This window comes from Pseudoflavonifractor sp. HNCC25GI2, assembly GCF_058136395.1.
Genome location: NZ_JBYUOW010000008.1, coordinates 91,295 through 110,317 on the forward strand (window position 1 = coordinate 91,295; position 19,023 = coordinate 110,317).

General features: G+C 62.1%; 23 protein-coding genes. 15 read left to right on the plus strand and 8 right to left on the minus strand.

From position 1 onward, the window contains the following. The first annotated feature begins 77 nt into the window (after positions 1-77). Together AC3YUO_RS10605 and AC3YUO_RS10610 are read left to right on the plus strand one after the other, a co-directional pair. Complete coding sequence (locus AC3YUO_RS10605) at positions 78-1,007, plus strand: DMT family transporter (RefSeq protein WP_489963004.1); 930 nt, start codon at positions 78-80, stop codon at positions 1,005-1,007. A 177-nt stretch (positions 1,008-1,184) separates the two neighbouring features. Then, positions 1,185-3,821: an EAL domain-containing protein gene (locus tag AC3YUO_RS10610; RefSeq protein WP_489963005.1), complete on the plus strand. Its 2,637-nt coding sequence runs from the start codon at positions 1,185-1,187 to the stop codon at positions 3,819-3,821. 63 nt (positions 3,822-3,884) lie between these two features. Here AC3YUO_RS10610 and AC3YUO_RS10615 read toward each other — a convergent pair whose 3' ends face one another. The 6 genes from AC3YUO_RS10615 to ylxM form a co-directional block, all read right to left on the minus strand. Then, positions 3,885-5,066, minus strand: a complete 1,182-nt coding sequence (locus AC3YUO_RS10615) for an AI-2E family transporter (protein WP_489963006.1) — start codon at positions 5,064-5,066, stop codon at positions 3,885-3,887. Between the two features lie 2 nt (positions 5,067-5,068). Next, positions 5,069-5,563 (minus strand): ribosome maturation factor RimM, encoded by a 495-nt coding sequence (rimM, locus tag AC3YUO_RS10620; protein ID WP_489963007.1) that lies wholly within the window; start codon positions 5,561-5,563, stop codon positions 5,069-5,071. Positions 5,564-5,643: 80 nt separating this feature from the next. Further along, positions 5,644-5,874: a KH domain-containing protein gene (locus AC3YUO_RS10625; RefSeq protein ID WP_199648853.1), complete on the minus strand. Its 231-nt coding sequence runs from the start codon at positions 5,872-5,874 to the stop codon at positions 5,644-5,646. Positions 5,875-5,895: 21 nt separating this feature from the next. After that, the gene (gene rpsP / locus AC3YUO_RS10630) at positions 5,896-6,135 is read right to left on the minus strand and encodes a 30S ribosomal protein S16 (protein ID WP_118644854.1); all 240 of its coding nucleotides are present in this window, start codon (positions 6,133-6,135) and stop codon (positions 5,896-5,898) included. Between the two features lie 78 nt (positions 6,136-6,213). After that, complete coding sequence (gene ffh, locus AC3YUO_RS10635; RefSeq protein WP_489963008.1) at positions 6,214-7,599, minus strand: signal recognition particle protein; 1,386 nt, start codon at positions 7,597-7,599, stop codon at positions 6,214-6,216. Positions 7,600-7,602: 3 nt separating this feature from the next. Continuing rightward, positions 7,603-7,968 carry a YlxM family DNA-binding protein gene (gene ylxM, locus AC3YUO_RS10640; RefSeq protein WP_489963009.1) on the minus strand — a complete coding sequence of 122 codons (366 nt, stop codon included), beginning with the start codon at positions 7,966-7,968 and terminating at the stop codon, positions 7,603-7,605. Between the two features lie 295 nt (positions 7,969-8,263). Here ylxM and yfmF point away from each other — a divergent pair, with 295 nt between their 5' ends. From yfmF to folD, 4 genes are read left to right on the plus strand one after another with little or no spacing between them, the layout of a single operon-like run. After that, positions 8,264-9,547: an EF-P 5-aminopentanol modification-associated protein YfmF gene (yfmF, locus tag AC3YUO_RS10645; RefSeq protein WP_489963010.1), complete on the plus strand. Its 1,284-nt coding sequence runs from the start codon at positions 8,264-8,266 to the stop codon at positions 9,545-9,547. 3 nt (positions 9,548-9,550) lie between these two features. Further along, entirely contained in the window at positions 9,551-10,831 is a 1,281-nt protein-coding gene (gene yfmH, locus AC3YUO_RS10650) for an EF-P 5-aminopentanol modification-associated protein YfmH (protein ID WP_489963011.1), read from the plus strand. Then, on the plus strand, positions 10,831-11,910 hold the full coding sequence (gene lgt / locus AC3YUO_RS10655) for a prolipoprotein diacylglyceryl transferase (protein ID WP_489963012.1): 1,080 nt from the start codon (positions 10,831-10,833) through the stop codon (positions 11,908-11,910). The genes yfmH and lgt overlap by 1 nt, the downstream gene beginning before the upstream one ends. Positions 11,911-11,913: 3 nt before the next feature. Next, entirely contained in the window at positions 11,914-12,756 is an 843-nt protein-coding gene (gene folD / locus AC3YUO_RS10660; RefSeq protein WP_489963013.1) for a bifunctional methylenetetrahydrofolate dehydrogenase/methenyltetrahydrofolate cyclohydrolase FolD, read from the plus strand. A 77-nt stretch (positions 12,757-12,833) separates the two neighbouring features. On the opposite strand, the gene AC3YUO_RS10665 is transcribed toward folD, so the two are convergent. Together AC3YUO_RS10665 and AC3YUO_RS10670 are read right to left on the minus strand one after the other, a co-directional pair. Beyond that, the gene (locus AC3YUO_RS10665; RefSeq protein ID WP_489963014.1) at positions 12,834-13,031 is read right to left on the minus strand and encodes a helix-turn-helix transcriptional regulator; all 198 of its coding nucleotides are present in this window, start codon (positions 13,029-13,031) and stop codon (positions 12,834-12,836) included. After that, positions 13,028-13,381 (minus strand): hypothetical protein, encoded by a 354-nt coding sequence (locus AC3YUO_RS10670; RefSeq protein ID WP_489963015.1) that lies wholly within the window; start codon positions 13,379-13,381, stop codon positions 13,028-13,030. The genes AC3YUO_RS10665 and AC3YUO_RS10670 overlap by 4 nt, the downstream gene beginning before the upstream one ends. Before the next feature lie 165 nt (positions 13,382-13,546). Between AC3YUO_RS10670 and spoIIIAA the strand changes: the two genes are divergently transcribed. The 9 genes from spoIIIAA to AC3YUO_RS10715 all read left to right on the plus strand — a co-directional run bounded on the left by spoIIIAA (position 13,547) and on the right by AC3YUO_RS10715 (position 18,879). Continuing rightward, a complete protein-coding gene (gene spoIIIAA, locus AC3YUO_RS10675) occupies positions 13,547-14,461 on the plus strand; it encodes a stage III sporulation protein AA (RefSeq protein WP_489963016.1) in 915 nt (304 codons plus the stop codon). Further along, positions 14,458-14,967, plus strand: coding sequence for a stage III sporulation protein AB (locus tag AC3YUO_RS10680; protein WP_489963017.1), 510 nt, complete (start codon positions 14,458-14,460; stop codon positions 14,965-14,967). Before spoIIIAA ends, AC3YUO_RS10680 begins: the two co-directional genes overlap by 4 nt. A gap of 33 nt (positions 14,968-15,000) precedes the next feature. Further along, positions 15,001-15,195, plus strand: coding sequence for a stage III sporulation protein AC (gene spoIIIAC, locus AC3YUO_RS10685; RefSeq protein WP_118644832.1), 195 nt, complete (start codon positions 15,001-15,003; stop codon positions 15,193-15,195). After that, complete coding sequence (locus AC3YUO_RS10690; protein ID WP_489963025.1) at positions 15,195-15,584, plus strand: SpoIIIAC/SpoIIIAD family protein; 390 nt, start codon at positions 15,195-15,197, stop codon at positions 15,582-15,584. Before spoIIIAC ends, AC3YUO_RS10690 begins: the two co-directional genes overlap by 1 nt. After that, complete coding sequence (locus AC3YUO_RS10695; protein WP_489963018.1) at positions 15,581-16,651, plus strand: stage III sporulation protein AE; 1,071 nt, start codon at positions 15,581-15,583, stop codon at positions 16,649-16,651. Before AC3YUO_RS10690 ends, AC3YUO_RS10695 begins: the two co-directional genes overlap by 4 nt. Then, positions 16,648-17,145 carry a stage III sporulation protein AF gene (locus tag AC3YUO_RS10700; RefSeq protein WP_489963019.1) on the plus strand — a complete coding sequence of 166 codons (498 nt, stop codon included), beginning with the start codon at positions 16,648-16,650 and terminating at the stop codon, positions 17,143-17,145. Before AC3YUO_RS10695 ends, AC3YUO_RS10700 begins: the two co-directional genes overlap by 4 nt. Next, positions 17,142-17,648, plus strand: a complete 507-nt coding sequence (locus tag AC3YUO_RS10705) for a stage III sporulation protein AG (RefSeq protein ID WP_489963020.1) — start codon at positions 17,142-17,144, stop codon at positions 17,646-17,648. The genes AC3YUO_RS10700 and AC3YUO_RS10705 overlap by 4 nt, the downstream gene beginning before the upstream one ends. Before the next feature lie 35 nt (positions 17,649-17,683). Next, positions 17,684-18,322, plus strand: coding sequence for a SpoIIIAH-like family protein (locus AC3YUO_RS10710; RefSeq protein ID WP_489963021.1), 639 nt, complete (start codon positions 17,684-17,686; stop codon positions 18,320-18,322). Between the two features lie 182 nt (positions 18,323-18,504). Next, a complete protein-coding gene (locus AC3YUO_RS10715) occupies positions 18,505-18,879 on the plus strand; it encodes an Asp23/Gls24 family envelope stress response protein (RefSeq protein WP_118644820.1) in 375 nt (124 codons plus the stop codon). Positions 18,880-19,023 lie beyond the last annotated feature (144 nt).

Here is a 19,023-nt window from a genome sequence, read left to right on the forward strand (position 1 = left end):
CCGCTATACTGGTGTTGCTGTGCAAAAACGGCAAATGACGCCTTTTTCTGCACGGAACAGGATTTGGAGGGATTTCTTTGGAGCGCAGGACGCTGGGCCACCTGGCCGCACTGTTTACCATTGTCAACTGGGGGACCACCTTTATTGCCACCAAAATATTGCTGCGGTCCTATACGCCGGTGGAAATTCTGGTGTTTCGCTTTCTGCTGGGGGTGCTGGCCCTGTATGTGGCCTGCCCCAGACTGCTGCGGGTGCGGGACCGGCGGCAGGAGCTTGTGTTTGCCGCAGCGGGTCTGACCGGAGCTTGCTTATACTATCTGATGGAGAATGTGGCCCTCACCTACACTACGGCGGCCAACGTGGGTGTTATTGTGACGGCCGCGCCGCTGTTTACCGCTCTGATTGTGTGGAAGACCGGCGGGGGAGAGGGAAAGCCCACGGGAAAGTTTTTTCTGGGCTTTGTGACCGCCATGGCGGGCATCTGCCTCATCAGCTTCCCCAGCATTGCGTCGGTTTCCCTGGATTGGCGGGGAGACCTGCTGGCCCTGGGCGCGGCGGCAGTGTGGGGGATCTACTCCCGGCTGGTTAAGGTGATTGCCTCCTTCGGCTACCCCATTTTGCAGACTACCCGGCGTACCTTCCTCTATGGACTGATCTTTATGATTCCGGCGGCGATGCTGATGGACTTCCACTGGAACCTGGGACGGTTTGCCCAGCCGGTGAATACGCTGACCATGCTGTATCTGGGCATTGGTGCCTGCGCACTGTGCTTTGTGACCTGGGGTGTGGCTGTAAACTGCCTGGGGGCGGTGAAGACCAGTGTATACATCTATCTGTCGCCGGTGATCACCCTGGTGTGCTCTGCCGTGGTGCTGAAGGAGCAGATGACTCCCGCCTCTCTGGTGGGTGCCGGCCTGACACTGGGGGGACTGGTGATCTCCCAGTGGGACGCTCTGCGGGGAAAAACGCCGGAAAAAGCCGAGAAAGCGACGGAGACGACCGAGTAAATGGAACGAAAAAGCTGCCGGAGGAAGTGGGCCCTCGGCAGCTTTTTGCGTTTTGATTTGAGCGGAAAACCCGGAAATCGATTGAATCTTTCCGGAGGGCATGGTAGAATGATTCAGAAGAAGAGGAGAATTCACCAAATTTGCGCGAGCGAACCAGCGGTGAAAGAGGGATGGACTATGGCAGGGCAAGAGCGGATTTTGCTGGTGGAGCAAAGCCGGGAGAACCGGGAGCTGCTCAAGCGAATCCTGAGAGAGGAATATCAGCTTGCGGAGGCGGAGAGCGGCCGGAAGGCCCTGGAGCTTTTGCGGGAGGACGCGGGGGAAATTTCCCTGATTTTACTGGACAGCACAGTGCTGGACGAGCAGGGACAGCTCCTTCTGGAGCGGCTCAGACGGGAGGAGAAGTTATCTTCCATTCCGGTGGTGGCTATTACCGAGCAGGACTCTCCCGACCAGCAGGCTGAGGCTCTGGCGCGGGGGGCGGAGGACTATGTGTCCCGCCCTTACAACGAGCAGATCGTGCTCCACCGCGTGTCCAGCGTAATCCGCTTGCGGGAGTCCGCCAATGTGATCGACCACTTCCGCTACGACCGGTTGACCGGCCTTTGTACCCGGGAGTATTTTTACCGGCGGGTGCGGGAAGTGCTGGATGAACAGCCTTGTGGCAGATATGAGATCTGGTGCTCCAACATTGAAAACTTCAAGCGGGTCAACGATATTTTCGGCATCGGTGCCGGAGACCGGCTGCTGCGTGAGGTGGCAGACCTCTATAAGAATATGGTGGGTGCCGGGGGGCTGTGCGGCCGCCTGCGGTGGGATCAGTTTGCCTGTCTGGTGGAGCAGGGGACGGAATACAGCAACGAGCGCTTCCGCAAAGCTGCCGAGCAGCTGAAAATCCTCTCCAACATTAAAAATGTGGCCCTGAAATGGGGCATATATGAGGTCACAGACCCGAAGATTTCCGTGGAGCAGATGTGCGACTGGGCGCTGCTGGCGGCCGGGAGCATCAAGGGAAAATACAACAAGTACTGCGCCAAATACGATGACCAGCTGCGGGAACAGCTGCTGCGGGAGCAGCGCATCGAGGCAAGTATGGAGGACGCCCTCCGGGAGGGACAGTTCTCCGTCTACTTCCAGCCCAAGTACGATCTCCGCCACGATGAGCTGGCGGGGGCGGAGGCGCTGGTGCGCTGGTGCCACCCGGAGTGGGGCGTCATGTCTCCGGCGGAATTTATTCCGCTCTTTGAAAAGAACGGCTTTATTACCCGGCTGGACCAGTATATCTGGGACAAGGTGTGCGCTATGCTCCGGGAGTGGTCGGACCAGGGATATCCGGTGCTTCCGGTGTCGGTCAACGTGTCCCGGGCGGACGCCTATCAGGCGGATTTGACCAGCGTGCTGCTCCAGACGGTGGAGCGGTATCACCTCCCGCCCGCCAGCCTCCATCTGGAGATCACCGAGCGGGCCTATATGGAGAGTCCCATCCAGATGTCCCAGACGGTGGAGCAGCTGCGGAAGCTGGGCTTTGAGATTGAGATGGATGACTTCGGTCAGGGCTATTCCTCCCTGAATATGTTCAACCGGATGACCATTGATGCGCTGAAGCTGGACATGAACAGTCTGAAAGACGACGGAAAGCGGCACATGAACCAGGGAATTCTGCGCTTTATTATGAGCCTGGCCCGCTGGATGGGCCTGAGCATCATTGCCGAGGGCGTGGAGACCGAGGAGGAGATTGAACAGCTGCGGGAAATCGGCTGTGACTACGGCCAGGGCTACTACTTTGCCAAGCCCATGACCCGCTGGGACTTTGAGGAGCTGCTCAAGCAGAAGCAGCGGGGCATCCGGCCCTACCTGGCCAACGCCATGCGGGAGGACAAGGGGCAGACCATCCTGGTCGTGGACGAGGAGGAGGAGTACCGCCGTCAGGCGCGGGAGACCTTCGGAAACCGCTATCGGGTGATGGAAGTAGCCGACGCCCAGACGGCGCTCCGCTGCCTGTCCAGCCAGGAGTATACCATTGCCGCCGTGGTGCTGGGCATGGCAAAGGACTGGGAAAAGAGCCTGGCCGTGCTGGACATGCTGCGCGGCGAGAAGGCGGTGTGGAAGATTCCGGTCATCGTGACCGCCCGGCCGGACGAGCAGCTGGAGGAACTGGCCCTGGAGCGGGGGGCAGACGACTTCATGTGTAAGCCCTATACGAAGAACAGCCTCCGCCAGCGGATGCTCCGGCTGGTGGGAATTACCACCTCCCGGGAGCGGGAGCAGATGCTCAAGGATGAGGCCAGCCGGGATTATCTCACCGGAATCCTGAACCGCCGCGGTCTGCAGGCGGCGGTGAAGGCCATGGGAGAAGAGGACATGCCTCTGGCCATCTACCTCTTCGACCTGGACAACCTGAAGCAGATCAACGACACCTACGGACACGGAGAGGGTGACCGGGCCATCAAGTTGTTCAGCGAGGTGCTCCGGCACCACACCCGCAGCACGGACGTGCTGGCCCGCTATGGCGGCGACGAGTTTGTGGCGGTGATCCGGCGGATGGGGACCTGGGAGAGCGTACAGAAAAAGGGCGATGAGATTTGCCGCGCCTTCCGGGAGAGTGCCCAAAACGGAAAACTGCCCACCGCATGCTCGGCAGGCGGAGTGCTGTGCGGACGCAGCCCCATTGCAATCTCGGATTTGATCCACCAGGCCGACCAGGCTCTATATGCGGCCAAATTCCGCAATAAGGGCAGCTGCTGCCTGTGGCGGCCCAATCTGGAGGAGCCGATTCAGAGCAGTGCGGAGGTCTGCACGGGGATAAGAAGATAATATGAAAGAGGAGGAGGACCATTTGGTCCTCCTCCTCTTTCATATTATTACATGTTTCCGAACTCAGGTGGCCTGAGGTGGATCAGAGGGAGAAGAATCTTCCGTAGGCTCTTGCGGTGCAAGGGGCGGATTGCGTTTTTTCACGTCTGTCCGCAGCATCTGATAAAAAGTGGCGGTCAGGGGAACGGCCAGCAGCATTCCAAAGATGCCCATCAGGCCGCCGCCGACGGTTACGGCTGCCAGCACCCAGATACCAGGCAGGCCGATGGAGGAACCCACCACTCTGGGGTAGATGATATTGCCTTCCAGCTGCTGCAAAACGGAGATAAACAGCAGAAACAGCAGGGCCTTAATGGGGGAGACGGTAAAGATCATGAAGGCGCCCACACCGGCTCCAATATAGGCTCCAGCCACCGGGATAAGGGCGGTAAAGCCGATGAGCGTTCCCACCATGGTGGCGTAGGGGAAGCGGAACAGCGCCATCCCGGCCATGCACAGAAGGCCCAGAATCACCGCTTCCGTGCACTGGCCCACAATAAACCGGTGGAAGCAGGTATTCAGCGTCTGGAGGAAATAGGTCAGCTTTTGATACCAGGCCGGTTTCAAATAGGTGCGCAGCACCAGGGAACACTGCCGCTGCAGCTTTTCCTTTCCAAACAGAAGGTAAATGGCAAAGATGACGCTGACCACCAGGGTAAAGGCGGTGGACACCACGGCGGAGAACAGGGAGACCACCGAGCCCATCACGCCGCCCAGCCCGGCCACCACCCAGTTAACTGCGGAGGTAATGGCCTCCCGCCAGTTGATGGTGCCGTCTGCCAGCGCCATGCCGGAGGAGGAGAGGATCTGGGACAGGTCCACCTTCTGATTCAGTGTTTCGCCCAGCTGTTCCAGCAGAGGTGTGATCTCCTGTACCAGCAGCCCGATGCACTGTACCAGTTCGGGCAGAATCATGCGGATAATCAGAATGACAATGGCAACCAGACTGGCCAGAGCCAGGAGGAGGCAGACAGGGCGCCGGGTCCGGATGACAGCGGGCCGGCTGCTCTTCGGCCAGTAGAAGCGCTCATAGATGCTCATGAGGATGTTGACCACATAGGCGATGATGGCACCCAGGAGCAGGGGGGTGGAGGTGTAGAGCACCAGAAGGGCCACTTGGGACACCGTCCCCCAGTAATGAACGGCCAGATAGAGAAGGAACAGAGTGACGCCCAGCCGCAGCCAGACCTTCCATTCATGCTTCATAGTTACAGTCCCTCGATGAGATTGACCCGGAGATAGCCGCCCTCCGGATTGGTTTCGGCAATAAACTGGGGAACGGCGGGGATCATCAGCTCCCGCTCGCCGCCCCGGACCACGTACACGTTGTTGGCGGGCAGGGTGAGCACGTCGGCCACCTTGCCCAGCACCTGACCGGACTGGGCGTCCCGCACCTCCAGGCCGTAGATGTCGGCCAGGAAAAACGCGCCTTCAGGCAGATGGACGTCCTTGCGGTCAATATACAAAATGGCATTGCGCATGGCCAGCGCGCTGGGCACATCGGTGACACCGTGCAGCTTCAGAATCACCATGTTCTTGTGGACCCGGGCCCGCTCCACCTCAATGGGCCAGTGGGCCTTGTCCACATACAGGGTTTTGAACTGGCAGAGAAATTCCGGAGAATCCGCCCAGGGCTGAACCCGGACCTCGCCCATGATGCCGTGAACATTGGTGATTTTTCCAATTTCCAAATACTGTTCCATCCCGGAACATCCCTCCTTTTGGGTTGCAGGCGCAAAGCGCCGGGTAAAACGACAGCGCAGGAACCTCCTGCGCTGCCATTTTAGTCGACAATCTCAACAGAGACTCGCTTACCGGACCGCTGGGCCACGGAGCGGATGAGGACACGGATTTCCTTGGCGATGCGGCCCTGGCGGCCGATCACCTTGCCCATGTCCTCGGGAGCCACCCGCAGCTCCAGAATGGTCTCGCCGTCGCCCTCAGATTCGGTGACGGAGACCTGCTCCGGATGCTCCACCAGATTTTGGGCCACGTAGGTCAGAAGCTCTTTCATTGCGTGCAAGACCTCCAAGCTTTACAGCGCGCCAGCCTTTTTCAGCAGGTCACGTACGGTCTCTGTGGGCTGAGCGCCGGTCTTGATCCAGGCCTGGGCGCGGTCCACATCCACCTTCAGCTCGGCGGGGCTGACCACGGGATTGTAGATGCCAATCTCCTCGATGAAACGGCCGTCACGGGGATAACGGGAGTCGGCCACCACGATGCGGTAGAAGGGGGCCTTCTTGGCGCCCATGCGGCGCAGTCTGATTTTGACCATTTATGTTCACCTCCAAATGAATTTGTTAATGTTATATGGAAAGCGTCTGCGACGCCTTGCCAACAGGAAGGGGGCGCGTCAGAAGGGGAGACCCATTCCGCCGCCCATGCCGGGGAACATGCCCTTGCCGCCCTTTTTGCCCATCATCTTCCGCAGGTTCCGGGGCAGCTTGCCGCCGGAGAACTGCTTGGTCATGGTCTGGAGCATCTCAAACTGCTTGAGAAGGCGGTTGACGTCCACCACCTGGGTGCCGGAACCGGCGGCGATGCGCTTTTTCCGGCTGGAGTTGAGGACGTTGGGGTTTTCCCGCTCGTAGGGTGTCATGGACAGGATGATGGCCTCCATGCGCTGGAGGAGCTTCTCGTCCATGGTGGCCCCCTCCAAGTCGGAGGCCTTGACGCCAGGGAGCATCCCGGCAATATCGCTGAGCGAGCCCATGTTTTTCAGCTGGGCCATCTGCTCGTAGAAATCGGTGAGGGTAAATTTGTTCTTGCGCAGCTTCTCCTGCAGCTCCAGGGCCTTCTTCTGGTCAAAAGACTGCTCCGCCTTCTCAATGAGGGAGAGCATATCGCCCATGCCCAGGATACGGCTGGCCATGCGGTCGGGGTGGAAGACCTCAATCTGGTCCAGCTTCTCGCCCATGCCCACAAACTTGATGGGCTTGCCGGTGACCGACTTGATGGAGAGGGCCGCACCGCCCCGGGCGTCGCCGTCCAGCTTGGTGAGCACCACGCCGCTGATGTCCAGGGCGTCGTCAAAGGCCTTGGCGGCATTCACCGCGTCCTGGCCGATCATGGCGTCCACCACCAGGAGAATTTCCGTGGGATTGACTGCGGCCTTGATAGCCCGCAGCTCATCCATCAGCTCCTCGTCCACGTGGAGCCGGCCGGCGGTGTCCAGGAAGACCATATCGTTGCCGTGCTTGAGGGCGTGCTCCACAGAGGCCTTGGCGATGTCCACGGGATTGATCTGTCCCATCTGGAAGACGGGGATGTCCAGCTGCTCGCCCACCACTTCCAGCTGCTTGATGGCGGCGGGACGGTAGACGTCGCAGGCCACCAGCAGGGGGCGCTTGCCGTTCTGCTTTTTCATAAGACCCGCCAGCTTGGCCACGTTGGTGGTCTTACCGGCGCCCTGGAGGCCCACCATCATCACAATGGTGGGGGGCTTGGAGGCGATGGTCAGCTTGGCGCTGGTGCCGCCCATGAGCTCGGTGAGCTCCTGGTTGACAATCTTGATGATCATCTGGGCGGGGGAGAGAGCCTCCAGCACGTCGGCCCCGACCGCCTTCTCCGTCACCTGGGCGATGAACTGCTTGACCACCTTGTAGCTGACGTCGGCCTCCAGCAGAGCCAGGCGGATTTCACGCATGGCCTCCTTGACATCGGCCTCCGACAGGCGGCCCTTGCCCCGCAGCTTTTTGAAGGCGGCGGAGAGCTTTTCGGAAAGTCCTTCAAATGCCATGGGTTACTCCTTCAGCAGGGTGTCAACGGTGTCATCCACGCGCCGCAGCAGGGTCTCCAGTTCCCCGTCGTCGTACCGGGCGGACAGCTCCAGTGCTTTGCGGGTGTCCTGCTGGACCTGCTCCAGCTGGCGGTGCATGGTGTGAAAGCGCTTGATGAGGCCGGTCTTGTCCTCCAGCTCGGTGAGAGTGGCCTCCGCCCGGACAATGACGTCCCGGACGCCCTGGCGGGAGATGTTGTAGTTCTCCGCAATCTCGCCCAGGGAGAGGTCCTCGTTGTAATAGAGGTCGTAGAACTCCTTCTGGCGATCGGTGAGTACGTCGCCATAAAAATCGAAGAGCATCGCCATGCGATAGGCCTGATTTTTCATTCCAGCGGACCTCCTTCAAAGCAAAAATGTAAAGGCGAATGACTTTACAAACGGAATCATACCACATTTGCCTCAAAATGTCAAGTCAAATTACTTGCCCCGCTGGAGGCTGGATTTGGTATATTGCGCCAAGGGCCGGGGAACACTCCATGCCGTGGGGAGGAAAAACACAGGGCTTTGGAGGGGAATTCGCCCCGCCTGCTTTACTTTTTGTGGCCGGTCGTGTATCATATTACACATTGTAAAAGAAGGAATCCATTTCCTTCCGTAGCTTTGCGGAGAAAGGAATTTCATTATGGCTCAAATGACCCGCCGGGAACTTTGGCCCGGCGTGTGGCTGCGCGCGATCCACACGGAGAAATTCAAAAGCGCGTATCTGTCCCTCACGCTCATGGCGCCCCTGGACCGGGCAACGGCGGCGGAGAACGCCCTGGTTCCCTACGTCCTGCGCCGGGGCACGGCCGTCCACCCGGACATGGAGAGCCTGTCCGCCGCGCTGGACGAGCTGTACGGCGGCGCGGTGGAGCCGGTGGTGCGCAAGAAGGGGGAGACCCAGTGCGTGGGCTTTGTGGCCAGCTTCCTGGATGACGCCTATACCCTGGGGGGCGAGCCCATTCTGGAAAGCGCCGCCGCCCTGCTGGGCGAGCTGCTGCTGAACCCCTACACCCAGGACGGGGTGTTCTGCCCCGACTATACCGCCGGAGAGAAGGCCAACCTGCTGGACCGCATCCGGGGCCAGGTGAACGACAAACGGACCTACGCCACCCTCCAGCTCACCCGCCGCATGTGCCGGGAGGAGGCCTTCGGCGTGGACAAGCTGGGTGACGAGGCCGGCGTGGAGGCCATTACCCCCGCCTCCCTGTGGCAGCGGTATCAGAATCTGCTGTCCTCCGCCGCCATTGAGGTCTATTACTGCGGCTCTGCCGCCCCCGAGCGGGTGGAGGCGGCCCTGCGCTCCGCCCTGGCGTCCCTGCCGGTGAGCGAGAACCGCCTGACCCCCGAGTGCCAGGTGCGCCTCCACGCCGAGGAGCAGCCCCGGGTGGAGGAGGAAGCCATGGACGTGACCCAGGGCAAGCTGGCCTTGGGCTTCCGCACCGGCGGAGTGACCTGCTGGGAGGAGGACTACCCCGCTCTGGTGATGTGCAACGCCATCTTCGGCGGCACCACCCTGTCCAAGCTCTTCCTCAACGTGCGGGAGAAGCTGTCCCTCTGCTACTACGCCAGCTCCATGCTGGAGAAGATGAAGGGCCTTATGCTGGTCTCCTCCGGCATCGAGTTTGACAAGTACGAGACCGCCCGGGATGAGATCCTGGCTCAGTTGGAAGCCGTCCGCCGGGGTGAAATTGAGGACTGGGAGCTGGAGGGTGCCCGCCGCACCCTCATTGGGGGCCACCTGTCCACCCTGGACGACCAGGGACGGCAGGAGGAGTTCTGGCTGGGCCAGGCGGCCGCCGGACTGGACACCACCATTGAGGAGCTGTGCGCCCAGTTTGAGACCATTACCCGGGAGCAGGTGGCGGCCGTGGCTCAGAAGCTGGAGCTGGACACCATCTACTTCCTGAAGGGAAAGGAGGCCTGAGCCATGGAGAAGCTGGAATTTACCCGGGTAGGGGAGCAGATGTACCACGAGAAGCTGGAAAACGGCCTCAACGTGTTTGTCTTCCCCAAGCCCGACTATCAGAAGGGTTACGCCTTCTTTGCCACCAACTACGGCGGCATGGATATGCGCTTCTGCCTGGACGGGGAGTGGCACGACACCCCCGCCGGCGTGGCCCACTTCCTGGAGCACAAGATGTTTGACACCAAGGAGGGCAACGCCCTCCAGGAGCTGGCGGCCAACGGGGCCTCCCCCAATGCCTTCACCAGCAACGCCATTACCGGCTACTTCTTTGAGTCCACGGAGAAGTTCGAGGACAATCTGAAGATCCTCCTCTCCTTTGTCTCCATTCCTTATTTTACCCCCGAGAGTGTGGACAAGGAGCAGGGCATCATCGGCCAGGAGATCCGCATGTACGAGGACGATCCGGAGTGGGAGTCCTATATCAACCTCATGGCCGCCCTCTACAAGAATCACCCCGTGCGGGAGAACGTGGCGGGCAGCGTGGAGTCTATCTCCCACATCACCGCCGACACCCTCTATGCCTGCCACAAGGCCTTCTATGACCCGGCCAACATGGTGCTGTGCGTGGCGGGCAATGTGGACCCGGAGCGGGTGTGTGAGCTGGCCCGGGAGATTCTGCCCAAGACCCCCGGCCCCATCGCCCTGAAGGACTACGGCGAGGAGGAGAAGCCCCGGGTCTTCCAGCACCGGGTGGAGAAGGAGATGGCGGTGTCCACCCCCATTTTCCAGCTGGGCTACAAGGGCGACCCGGCCAAAACCGGCGAGGAGCGGCTGCGCCAGCGTTTGGTGACTGAGCTGGCCCTGGAGGCCCTGCTGGGCAACTCCAGCCCCCTGTACGCCAAGCTTTACCGGGAAGGCCTCATCAACCAGAACTTCTCCTACGGCTATGACAGCTACCCCGGCTGCTCCTTCCTGTGCGCCGGCGGCGAGTCCAAGGACCCGGAGGCCGTGCGCATGGCGGTGGCCGAGGAGGGCGCCCGCATCGGCCGGGAGGGCATCGACGGCAAGCTGTGGGAGCGCCTCAAAAAGGGCGTCTACGGCAACAAGGTGCGTTCCCTCAACTCCTTTGAAAACCTGTGCGTGGGCCAGGCCCAGGCCTTCTTTGCCGGCACGGACTTCCTGCGCTTTGCCGACCTCTTCGGCGCCCTTACCAAGCAGGAGGCGGAGGAGCTCATCGCCCGCTGGGTGACGGAGGAGCGCACCGCCCTGTCCATTATCCGGCCCAAGGGAGGAGCGGACTGATGGACTTTTTGCAAAACCTCATTGCCCTGCCCGGGCCGGAGACGGTGCAGAACGTCTTCTTCCCGGGCCTGGGGCTGAGCTTTGACCTGAATCGGGTAGCCGTCATCATTCTGGGCCGTCCGGTCTACTGGTACGGCATTATCATTGCCTCCGGCCTCATCCTGGCGGTTTGCCTGTGCAGCCGCTGGGGAGTTCGGTACGGGGTGAACGGAGATCAGATCATCGACATGATGCTCTTTGCCGTCCCAGCTGCCCTGGTGGCCATCCGGGTCTACTATGTGGCCTTTAACATCAGTATCTTCCAAAACCAGGACGGATCCCTGAACTGGGGAAAGATTTTAAACTACAGTGACGGAGGTCTGGCCATCTACGGGGCCATCATCTCCTCGGCCATCGTGCTGCTGATCTTCTGCCATGTGCGGAAGATCAGCTTCCTGGCCTTTGCCGACCTGGGGGTCCACGGGCTGTTTATCGGCCAGCTGGTGGGCCGCTGGGGCAACTTCATGAATGTGGAGGCCTTCGGCTCCACCACCGCCGCCCCCTGGCGCATGTGCGGCAGCTCCATTGCCGACTATATGCTCCGCAACGGCTATGTGGATGAGACCGGCTACCAGGCCATCCTGTCCGGTTCCCTGGGCGTACATCCCACCTTTTTCTACGAGTCGGCCTGGAATTTTGTGGGCCTTCTGCTGGTCTACTTCATGGGCAAGAAGCGCAAGTTTGACGGACAGTGCTTTTTGTTCTATGTCTTCTGGTACGGCCTTGGCCGCGCCTGGATTGAGGGGCTGCGCACCGACAGCCTCTATCTCTATGTGGGCAGCAGCATCCGGGTGTCCCAGCTGGTGGCGGCCCTGTCCGCTCTGGCGGCGGGCATTGTGCTGCTGGTGATGCTGCTGCGCAAAAATAACCGCCCGGAAAATCTGTATGTAAACAAATTGGCCGCCCAGAAGGCGGCCCAGACTGCGTCGGAGTCTGCCCAGGCTGCCCCGGAAGGGGCCGCCGCGGAGCAGGCGGAGGAAGAGAAGGCACCTGAGGTGCCGGAACGGGACGCGGAGGACGAGACACACAAGGAGGAATGACCCATGGCCGCTGTGGCAATGGATGGAAAGGCCCTGGCGGCCCAATTAAAGGAAGAGATTCGTCAGCAGGTGGAGAAGATGCCCGTGAAGCCCGGCCTGGCCGTGGTGCTGGTGGGGGAGGACCCCGCCTCCCGGGTCTACGTGCGGGGACGGAAGAAGGACTGCACCCTGTGCGGCATTTACAGTGAGGAGTACATCCTGCCCCAGGAGACCTCCCAGGAGGAGCTGCTGGATCTCATCGACCTGCTCAACGGACGGGAGGACATTGACGGCATTCTGGTCCAGTTCCCCCTGCCGGACCACTTGGACGGCAAGGCGGTGCAGCTGGCCATTCGGCCGGACAAGGATGTGGACTGCGTCCACCCGGCCAATATGGGCTACCTGGTGCTGGGGGAGGAGTCCCTGCGCCCCTGTACCCCCTCGGGTGTGATGCGGCTGCTGTCCGAATATGGAATTGACCCCACCGGCAAGCACTGTGTGGTGGTGGGCCGGTCCAACATCGTGGGCAAGCCCCAGGCTATGATGATGCTGTGGGAGGACGCCACGGTCACCGTCTGTCACACCAAGACAGTGGACCTGGCCGGAGAGTGCCGCCGGGCGGACATCCTGATCACCGCAGCCGGCCAGCGGGGCCTCATTACCGGAGACATGGTGAAAGAGGGCGCGGTGGTCATTGACATCGCCGTCAACCGGGACGAGACGGGAAAGCTGTGCGGCGATACCGTCTACGACCAGGTTGTGGAGAAGGCCTCCTACATCACTCCCGTTCCCGGCGGCGTGGGTCCGGTCACCCGGGCCATGCTGATGGAGAACACCTTCCTGGCTGCACGGAGACATGGGAAATAAAGGCTGCCAATGGCAGAAATATGCCCCCTGTTTCAGAGCGTCTGCTCTGAAACAGGGGGATTTTTGTGCTTTTCCGGTTAAGTGAAGAAAAACAGGTCCTCCACGGTGCAGCCAAAGACCTGGGCGATGTCCATGGCCAGCTTCAGGGAGGGGTTATACTTGCCGTTTTCCAGGTTGCCGATGGTCTCCCGCCGCACTCCCACCCGCTGGGCCAGCTCCTCCTGGCTCATGCGGTCCCGGATGCGGTACTCCCGGATGCGTGTGGTCAGACTCATGCCATCCCCCTCAGTTCCCGCCACTCCAGATAGGTGTGGTAGAGGCAGAAGAAGATAAGGGCAGCGGCAAAGCTCAGCCCCAGGGCCTGGGGCATGGGGTTCGCGCCGGGAGCCCGGAGATAGAAGAACAGCAGGGCCGGGCCGATGAGAATGCACTCCAGCAAAAAGGAGAGGGTGGCCGCCCGACGGAGGGTGAGCAGGAACAGCTCATCCGGGATGACCCGGAAGTAGCGGAAAAAGACCAAAAAGCCGAGAAAGCCCAGAAAGCTGGTCTCCCCGGTGGGCAGGTACAGCAGAGCGGCCAGAGCGGGCAGGCCCAGCAGCCCCATGGGATTGAAGGCTCGTTTCATAGGGGAGCTCCTTTCTGAAATGTGAGATATTTCTAATATCCTGTGTGTGAAATATATCACATGTGCCGGGCACTGTCAAGAGAAATGTGAAAAATATCTCACATTTCCTTCTGTCATACCCGGGCCTGTCCCCACATAGGATAGGGCAAAGGCGGGTGGACGGGCATGGAAGAAAACAGAGCAGTGACGGCATACCGGCAGGCCCTCCGGGTTCTGCCCCCACCCCTGCGGCAGCGGGCGCTGTCCGTCTCTCAGGAGGAGCAGGAACGGACGGAGGAGGTCCGGCTGCGGGTGGGACGGCCCCTCTCCCTGGTGCTCCCCTGGGGGGAGCGCTGGCTGGAGGGAAACCCGGTAACCGGGCGGGATCTGGAGCAGCTGGTGGAGCTAGCCAGCGGGGCCTCCTTCCACGCGGTGGCCGACCAGGTGCGCCGGGGCTACCTTACTGTGGCAGGAGGCCACCGTATCGGCCTGTGCGGCAGCGCGGTGCTGCGGGAGGGGGAGGTGCAGGGACTGCGGAATCTCTCCTCCGCCGACCTGCGTATTGCCCGGCAGCTGCCTGGAGCGGCGGAGGGGGTGCTGGAACGGCTGTGCCGGGAGGGGCGGCTGGAGAGCACCCTCATTCTGGCCCCGCCCGGTCTGGGCAAGACCACCCTGCTGCGGGATCTGATCCGCCGGGTGTCCGAGGGGGAGGGCTGTCACCCTCTGCGGGTGGCCCTGGCCGACGAGCGGGGAGAGGTGGCGGCTCTGTACCGGGGCGTTCCTCAGCTGGAGGTGGGCCCCCGCACCGATGTGATGGAGGGCTGCCCCAAGGCCCAGGGCCTTATGCTGCTGCTGCGGGCCATGAACCCCCAGGTGCTGGCGGTGGACGAGATTACCGCCCCCGAGGATGTGGCCGCCCTGCGTACCGCTGTGGGCTGCGGCGTTACCCTGCTGGCAACCGCCCACGGGCGGGACCGGGAGGACCTGGAGCGGCGGGAACTGTACCGCCCTCTCCTGCGGGAGGGCATGTTTCAAAAGCTGGTACACATCCTCCGGCGGGGGGATGGGCGGCAATACGAAGTGGAGGAGTTGGGACGATGATACGGCTGATGGGGGCGCTTTTTATTGCGGCAGGCAGTGCCTGGCTGGGCTTTGGCGCGGCGGGGAGGCTGGGGGCACGGACCCGGGCCCTGGAGGAGCTGGCGGAGGGGCTGAGCCGCATGGCCCGGGAGCTGGAGCTGGACCAGCCGCCCCTGGAACAGCTGCTGGAGCGGCTGATTCCAGGGAGCCGGGGAGCGGCCCGCACGCTGTTTGCCGGGTGCCGGGCGGCGCTGGACCACCTGGAGGAGGAGCCGTTCGCCCGGGCCTGGGAGCGGCTGGTGGAGTCGGAGCCCCTGCTGAACAAAGAGGGACAGGCCTGTCTGCTGCCCCTTGGGCAGGTGCTGGGGCGCTGCGGCTGGGAGGAGGAGCGGAGGGCCCTGGACTGCGTGGCCCAGCGTCTGGAGCAGGAGGCCGGGCGGGCCAGGGAGGAGCGGCTTCGGATGGGCCGGGTCTATCAGGTGCTGGGGCTGTCCGGCGGGGCGTTTCTGGTGATTCTCCTGCTGTGAGGCAGCAAGCCGAATGCGAAAGAGGGTAAGACAATGGATGTGGATTTGATTTTTAAAATTGCCGCCATTGGAATTCTGGTGGCGGTGCTGAACCAGGTGCTCAGCCGGGCCGGCCGGGATGAACAGGCCATGATGACCACCCTGGCAGGGCTGGTGGTGGTTTTGATGATGGTGGTGCAGGAGATTGCCGACCTGTTCGACCTGGTCAAAACCCTGTTTCAGCTGTGATGGAGACCATGGTGCGCATTGCCGCCGTGGGGCTGACGGCGGCAGTGCTTGGGACGGTTCTGAAGAAGAGTGCCCCGGAGCTGGCGCTGCTGCTGGTGGTGGCGGCAGGGGTGTGGATTCTGACGCTGACGCTGGATGGGCTGGGGGCGGTGGCGGCGCTGATGGAGGAGCTGGCCGGGGTGTCCGGCCTGTCCGAGGAGCTGCTGGAGCCGGTGGCCAAGACGGTGGCCCTGTCCATCCTCACCAAGCTGACGGCGGAAATCTGCCGCTCGGCGGGGGAATCGGGGCTGGCCTCCTTTGTGGAACTGGGCGGGACGGTGGCCGCCCTGGTGGTGGCCCTGCCCCTGATGCGGGCGGTAGCGGTACTGATGGCGGAGATGCTGACATGAGAAAAGGAATACTGACCATGATTGTGGTACTTTTGCTGAGCGCCACCCCCTGTCTGGCGGCGGAGCTGGAGTTCCCTCAGGTGGACGAGCTGTGGGAGCAGACGGAGCGCTACGGCGTGGAGGGAGGCACGGAGCTGGACCAGGGGCTATCCAACCTCTTTTCCGACGCCCTTGCCCAAGCGGGGGAGCTTCTTCGGGCAAGGGTGGCCACGGGACTAAAACTGCTGGCGGTGGTGGTGCTGTGCGCCGCGGCCCAGGGACTATACAGCGGCGGAGGTGGGGAGAGCCTGCCGGTTGTGGAGATGGGGGGCGCCCTGGCCATCACCGCCCTGACCATGACGGATATGGCGGCCATGATTGGCCTGGGGCGGGACACCATCGGAAAGATGGACGACTTTGCCGGAGTGCTGCTGCCGGCGGTGGCGGTGCTCACCGCCGCCACGGGAGGGATTACTGCGGCTGCCGCCCGGCAGGAGGCCACCGTTCTCTTTTCCCAATTGCTCATCACCGCCATGGACCGGCTGCTCATCCCTCTGGTGTACGGCTATGTGGCCCTCAGCTGCGCCTATGCGGCGGTGGGCAACCCGGGGCTTCAGAAGCTGGCCGGGCTGCTGAAGAGCGTCGCCACCTTCCTCCTCACCGCCCTTCTGCTGGGGTTTGTGGGCTACCTCACCGCCAGCGGGGCCATCGCCGGCAGTGTGGATGCCTCAGCGGTGAAGGCGGCCAAGCTGGCCATCTCCCGGGCCATTCCGGTGGTGGGCAGCATCCTGGCCGATGCTTCGGAGACGGTGCTGGCCGGCGCGGGGGTGCTGCGGGGGACGGTAGGCGTGGCCGGGCTTCTGGTGGTGCTGGCCATCTGCCTGACCCCCTTCCTGCGCCTGGCCCTCCAGTACCTCACCTACAAGGTGACGGCCGCCCTGTGCGCCACGGTGGCTCAGCCCCGGCTCAGCCAGCTCATTGACGCCATCGGCGGCGCCTTCGGCCTGGTGCTGGGCATGACAGGAGCGGGAGCGCTGCTGCTGCTGGTCAGCCTGGTCTCTGCCGTGTCGGCGGTGGTGCCCTCATGATGGACGATGTGCGGGGCTGGCTGCTGAGCGTCATCGCCGCGTGTCTGCTGTGTGCCCTGGCCGACGCCCTGATGCCTCAGGGGCCGGTGAAAAAGGCGGGACGGCTGGTGTGCGGCCTGGTGCTGCTGTGTGTGATGCTCTCCCCCCTTCCCGGCCTGCATCTGGAGGAGGGACAGGCGTGGCTGGAGAGCTATTTTTCCGGGCTGGAGCAGCAGAAGCAGGATTTGAAAGAGGCGGCGGATGCGGGGACAAAAGGTATCATAGAGGAGGAGTACGCCGCATATATTGTGGACAAGGCAAAGGAGCTTGGCATTGTCTGCCGTGCCCGGGTGGTCTGCCGGACCGGAGAGGATGGCCTGACGGTGCCGGAACGGGTGGAGGTGACAGGACGCTTCTCTGACGAGGAGCAGAGCCGCCTGACCCAGATCATTGAGGAGGAACTGCTGGTCCCACCGGAACGGCAGGCCTATTACAGCGAGGAGGAATTGCCGTGAAGGAAGCTTGGCCGGCACTGGTCCGGCGGTGGAAGGAGGCGCTGGGAAAGTACGGGTACGTTTTGCTGGTCATCGGGGTGGGGGCGGCGCTGCTGCTCTGGCCCGGCGGCGGGGAGAAGGAAACGGTTCTGACCGAGGAGAGCGGAACGTACTTTGATTTGGAAGAATTTGAGACAAAGCTGGAAAAAGCCCTGTCCCGCATTGAGGGGGCGGGGGAGGTCAGCGTGGTGCTGACCCTGGCCAGCGATGGCCGCCAGGTGCTGGCCCAGGACCGGGATACCGACGGCGGGGGAGGAGGCTCCTCCACCACCGTGACGGTGGGCCGGGGAGGCGGGACGGAGGAGGTGGTCCCGCTCCAGACCTTTACCCCCGACTTCCGGGGCGCTCTGGTGATCTGCCAGGGGGGCGGAGAGGCCCAGGTCCGGCTGCGGCTGGTGGAGGCGGTGTCCGCCGTCACCGGTCTGGGCAGCGACCGAATCTCTATCTGCACGGGAAATCCATAACATTCATTATTTCAAGAAATCAGGAGGAATGAGCAATGAGAACGGGAAAAAAGGGGACGGGATGGTCCCAGCTGTGGAAGCGCAACGCGGTGGTGGCGGCCATTGCCCTGTTTGTGTGCGCGGCGGTGTATCTCAACTGGAACTATGAGCAGGAGGCCGAGGCGGGGAAGACCCTGGGCCAGTCCACCATGGTGGGCAGTGAGACGAATGACCCGCTGGTGAGCGGAACGGGTATCGAGCAGGATGCGGACGCCCAGACTGGCGACGTGGAAAGCGGCGATGTGGAGACGGACGCACAATCCCAGACCGCCACCACCAGCGGAGACTATTTTGCCACCGCCCGTCTCAACCGCCAGCAGGCCCGGGACAGTGCCCTCTCCCTGCTCCAGGACGCCGCCGCCCGGGAGGACGCCGACGAGACCGTGAAGGAGCAGGTCAACGACACCATTCAGACCATGGCGGACTACACCGTCACCGAGGCCCAGATCGAAAATTTGGTGGTGGCCAAGGGCTACACTGACTGCGTGGCCTTCATCGGGGAGAATGCCCTCAGCCTGGCGGTGGCCGCGCCGGAGGGCGGGCTCACCGAGGCGGATACCGCCAAGATTGTGGACGTGGTCAATCAGTCCGCGGGCTTCACGGCGGACCAGATTAAGATCATCCCGGTGGAATAATTGGTCGAAACCCGGAGCGGGGGACAGGAGAAGAAGTTTGGCCGCCGCAGTTGTCAAGGAGAGGGAAATGTGGTACAATACACAAAAGCGGCAGCTGCCGCCAGCCCGGGTGCGGGCCTCCTCTCCCAGGTGGAGGAGCGCCGGGGCGACCTATCTGCGAACGATTGAGGAGCGTGGCAAACATGAGTGAGAACAAAGAGTACGTCTCCCGCTCTGACGAGCTGGGCAATATCCATATTTCGGAGGAAGTGCTGGCCGCCATTACCGCCGCTGCTGCGCTGGAGGTTGAGGGCGTCAGCGGTCTGGCTGCGAACCTGGGCAGCGACATTGCTGAGCTGCTGGGCAAGAAAAATCTGGCCAAGGGCGTCCATGTAAAGATGGAGGACGACAAGGTGGAAATCGAGCTGTCCGTCCTCATGTCCTATGGGCACACCATTCCGGAGATGGGCAAGGCCATTCAGGACAACGTCAAGAGCGCCGTGGAGTCCATGACCGGCCTGGAGGTGTCCGCCATCAACGTGAACGTGGGCGGCATTACCTTCCCTCCCAAGGCGTAAGTGAGACACAGCGGGAGCCTGCGAGAGCAGGCTCCTTTTTTATGTGGTGAGAAATTGCGGAAAAAGGCAGAAAAACGAGTGAGCCATGTATATGGCTCACTCGTTTTTGTTGTAAAGAGGAAGAAAACAATGTGCCTGCCTTTG

What these genes read in the sequence shown, in the direction of transcription:
- AC3YUO_RS10690 (WP_489963025.1), top strand. Translation starts at nt 15,195, where the DNA reads ATGGAGACCATGGTGCGCATTGCCGCCGTGGGGCTGACGGCGGCAGTG.
- yfmH (WP_489963011.1), top strand. Translation starts at nt 9,551, where the DNA reads ATGGAGAAGCTGGAATTTACCCGGGTAGGGGAGCAGATGTACCACGAG.
- AC3YUO_RS10670 (WP_489963015.1), bottom strand. Translation starts at nt 13,381, where the DNA reads ATGAAACGAGCCTTCAATCCCATGGGGCTGCTGGGCCTGCCCGCTCTG.
- AC3YUO_RS10665 (WP_489963014.1), bottom strand. Translation starts at nt 13,031, where the DNA reads ATGAGTCTGACCACACGCATCCGGGAGTACCGCATCCGGGACCGCATG.
- rimM (WP_489963007.1), bottom strand. Translation starts at nt 5,563, where the DNA reads ATGGAACAGTATTTGGAAATTGGAAAAATCACCAATGTTCACGGCATC.
- AC3YUO_RS10615 (WP_489963006.1), bottom strand. Translation starts at nt 5,066, where the DNA reads ATGAAGCATGAATGGAAGGTCTGGCTGCGGCTGGGCGTCACTCTGTTC.
- AC3YUO_RS10700 (WP_489963019.1), top strand. Translation starts at nt 16,648, where the DNA reads ATGATGGACGATGTGCGGGGCTGGCTGCTGAGCGTCATCGCCGCGTGT.
- AC3YUO_RS10715 (WP_118644820.1), top strand. Translation starts at nt 18,505, where the DNA reads ATGAGTGAGAACAAAGAGTACGTCTCCCGCTCTGACGAGCTGGGCAAT.
- AC3YUO_RS10710 (WP_489963021.1), top strand. Translation starts at nt 17,684, where the DNA reads ATGAGAACGGGAAAAAAGGGGACGGGATGGTCCCAGCTGTGGAAGCGC.
- lgt (WP_489963012.1), top strand. Translation starts at nt 10,831, where the DNA reads ATGGACTTTTTGCAAAACCTCATTGCCCTGCCCGGGCCGGAGACGGTG.
- rpsP (WP_118644854.1), bottom strand. Translation starts at nt 6,135, where the DNA reads ATGGTCAAAATCAGACTGCGCCGCATGGGCGCCAAGAAGGCCCCCTTC.
- ylxM (WP_489963009.1), bottom strand. Translation starts at nt 7,968, where the DNA reads ATGAAAAATCAGGCCTATCGCATGGCGATGCTCTTCGATTTTTATGGC.
- AC3YUO_RS10680 (WP_489963017.1), top strand. Translation starts at nt 14,458, where the DNA reads ATGATACGGCTGATGGGGGCGCTTTTTATTGCGGCAGGCAGTGCCTGG.
- AC3YUO_RS10695 (WP_489963018.1), top strand. Translation starts at nt 15,581, where the DNA reads ATGAGAAAAGGAATACTGACCATGATTGTGGTACTTTTGCTGAGCGCC.
- ffh (WP_489963008.1), bottom strand. Translation starts at nt 7,599, where the DNA reads ATGGCATTTGAAGGACTTTCCGAAAAGCTCTCCGCCGCCTTCAAAAAG.
- folD (WP_489963013.1), top strand. Translation starts at nt 11,914, where the DNA reads ATGGCCGCTGTGGCAATGGATGGAAAGGCCCTGGCGGCCCAATTAAAG.
- spoIIIAC (WP_118644832.1), top strand. Translation starts at nt 15,001, where the DNA reads ATGGATGTGGATTTGATTTTTAAAATTGCCGCCATTGGAATTCTGGTG.
- AC3YUO_RS10610 (WP_489963005.1), top strand. Translation starts at nt 1,185, where the DNA reads ATGGCAGGGCAAGAGCGGATTTTGCTGGTGGAGCAAAGCCGGGAGAAC.
- AC3YUO_RS10625 (WP_199648853.1), bottom strand. Translation starts at nt 5,874, where the DNA reads ATGAAAGAGCTTCTGACCTACGTGGCCCAAAATCTGGTGGAGCATCCG.
- spoIIIAA (WP_489963016.1), top strand. Translation starts at nt 13,547, where the DNA reads ATGGAAGAAAACAGAGCAGTGACGGCATACCGGCAGGCCCTCCGGGTT.
- yfmF (WP_489963010.1), top strand. Translation starts at nt 8,264, where the DNA reads ATGGCTCAAATGACCCGCCGGGAACTTTGGCCCGGCGTGTGGCTGCGC.